The organism is Brevundimonas sp. UBA7534 (assembly GCF_002479325.1).
In the GTDB taxonomy this organism is placed as follows: Bacteria; Pseudomonadota; Alphaproteobacteria; order Caulobacterales; family Caulobacteraceae; genus Brevundimonas.
In genome coordinates this window covers 1-2,633 of the sequence record NZ_DLMO01000043.1, presented here as the reverse complement: position 1 = coordinate 2,633, position 2,633 = coordinate 1, and the positions used below count along the sequence as shown (strand labels likewise).

The 2,633-nt window shown below is 71.9% G+C and carries 2 protein-coding genes; both read right to left on the bottom strand.

Going from position 1 to position 2,633, the window contains the following annotated elements:
• The coding region (locus B2U11_RS03315; RefSeq protein WP_292069936.1) for a UDP-N-acetylmuramoyl-L-alanyl-D-glutamate--2,6-diaminopimelate ligase at positions 1 to 1,096 on the bottom strand (1,096 nt) is incomplete at its 3' end.
• The coding region (locus B2U11_RS03310; RefSeq protein ID WP_292069935.1) for a peptidoglycan D,D-transpeptidase FtsI family protein at positions 1,093 to 2,633 on the bottom strand (1,541 nt) is incomplete at its 5' end. The genes B2U11_RS03310 and B2U11_RS03315, both read right to left, overlap by 4 nt.

Sequence of the window (2,633 nt, the reverse complement as noted above, 5' to 3'; positions counted from 1 at the left end):
GCAGGGCGTTCAGCACCGTCTCCAGACCGTCGGGGGTGTGGGCGTAGTCGACATAGACCTCTCCGCCCTGCGTGCCGCCGCCCACGCGCTCCAGACGCCCGCGCGCGCCGTTCAGGCTTTCCAGGGCGCCGATCACGGCCTCGGGCCGGTCGCCGGCGGCGATGCACAGCCCGGCCGCCACAAGGGCGTTCGACGCCTGGAAGGCGCCGGCCAGGGGCAGCAGCACCTCGTGAATGTCGCCCCGTGCGTCCAGGGTCAGGCGCTGGCCCTCCGGCGTGGCGACGCGGCCGATCAGCGTCAGGTCGCGCCCACGCTCGCCCACCCCCATCACGCCCAGGCCCGCCATGATGGAGGCGGCGGCGAAAGCGGAATAGGCGTCGGAATCGGCGTTCAGGACCGCCGTGCGGCCGCGCGGCAGCAGGGTGTCGAACAGGCGCAGCTTGGCGGCGCGATAGGCCTCCATGTCGCCGTGATAGTCCAGGTGGTCCTGGGTCAGGTTGGTGAAGGCCGCCGCCTTCAGCGCCACCCCGTCCACGCGGCGCTGGTCGATGCCGTGCGACGAGGCCTCAAGCGCCAGGTGGGTGACGTCCTTGCGGGCCAGTTCGGCCATCAGACGCGCCGCCTCGGCCGCGTCGGGGCTGGTCAGGCCCGGGCCGGTCAGGGCGTAGGTCTTGTCGCCCTTCTGGCCGACCAGGCCCAGGGTGCCCATGCTGGCGGACTTGTGACCGATGGCGGCCCAGATCTGGCGGCAGAAGGTCGCCACCGAGGTCTTGCCGTTGGTGCCGGTGACGGCCACGCAGGTCTTCGGCTGGGTTCCGTAAAAGCCGCGCGCGGCGATGGCGTAGGCGCGGCGCACGTCGCCCGAGGTGACCAGGACCGGCGCGGCCTCGGACGGAGTGTCGGCCGGGGCCAGGACAGCCGCGGCGCCCTGGGCCAGCGCCTGGGGGATGAAGGCCCGGCCGTCCGCCGCCGTGCCCGGCAGGGCGACGAACAGGGCGCCGGGCTGGACCTGGCGGCTGTCGGCGGTGACGGCGGTGATGACCGGATCGGCGGCGACGTCGCGACGCAACAGGTCGGAAAGACGGACCGCGCTCACCGCCCGTCCCCTTCCACGTCCTGATATTCCGGCACCTTCTGGCCGTCGGCGGTGCGCCAGTGGTCGGCGCGACGCTCCACGCCCAGGAAGCCGGCGATGCGGTCGGCGATGTTGCGCACGGCGGGCGCGGCCACATAGGCGCCGGTGCGCGGATATTTCCCCGGTTCGTCCATCACGATCAGGATGGCGTAGCGCTTGGCGGCCAGCGGGCCGTCGACGGGGAAGACGGCGGCGAACGAGCCCACGGCGTGGGTCGCGTCGTAGCGGCCGTTCACCAGCTTGTTGGCCGAGCCGGTCTTGCCGCCGACACGAAGGCCGGGCGCATCGGCGAAACCGCCCGAACCCTTGACCACGTTGCGGCGCATCAGGTCCAGGATGGTGCGCGAGGTGTCCTCGGTGACGATCTGGCGCGGCTGGGCGTTCAGGGCGCCGCCGCGACGCAGCGACAGGGGCACCATGCGGCCGCCGTTGGTCAAGGCGCCCATCGCCTGGATCACCTGGGCCGGCGTGACCATGATGCCGTAGCCGAACGACAGCGAGGCCAGGGTCGAGTCGCTCCAGTTGCGCGGCACGACCGGGCGGGCGGATTCCTTCAGCTCGACGGACGAGGCGCTGAGCAGGCCGAGCCGCTCGAAATAGTCGCGCATCCGGTCCGGCCCCATCTGCAGCGCAAGCTGGGAGGTGCCGATGTTGGACGAGTGGAGATAGACCTCCTCCAACGTCATCACGCGGTTCTGGGCGTGGAAGTCCTTGATCCGGCGATTGCCGATCTGCAGCGCCTGGGAGGCGTCGAACAGGGTGTTCATGTCCGCCAGGCCCTGGTCCAGGCCCGCCGCGACGGTGAAGGTCTTGAACACCGAACCCATCTCGTAGTGGCCCGAGACGGCGCGGTTCAGCGTGGCCCCGTCCGGCGCGGCGCCGCGGTTCTGCTGGGTGAAGGTCGGCCAGCTGGCCATGCCCAGGATCTCGCCGGTCTGCACGTCGGTGACGATGCCCACGGCGCCCTTGGCCTGGTTCTCGATGGCGGCGGCGGCCAGCTCGTTCTCCAGCACGCCCTGGACGCGCAGGTCGATCGACAGGGGGAAGCTGTCGCCGCGCTGGCCGGCGGCGCGGATCTCTTCGTTGAAGGCCAGTTCGGCGCCCGAGACGCCCTGCCCGCCCGTGTCGGCGTCGCCGATCAGGTGGACCGCCGAGTTGCCCAGCGGATAGGCGCGCCGATCTTCCGGCTCGAAGGTGACGCCGCCCAGGGCCAGGGCGTGGACGGCCGACTTCTCGCCCGGCGTCAGGCCGTTCAGCACGATCAGGCGGCGTTCGCCGTCCATCACCTTCTTCAGACGCGCGGCCGAGACGCGCGGCAGGGCGCGGCGGATCTGGCGGGCGGCCAGGTCGCGGTCCCAGACCTCGCGCGGGTCGATGTAGAGGCCGTAATGGATGATGTTGGCGGCCAGCAGCTGGCCGTTGCGGTCGGTCAGGTCGACGCGCACCAGGGCGTTCGGCTTGCCGCCCGACCAGAGGCCGCCCGCCTCGGCGCACAGGG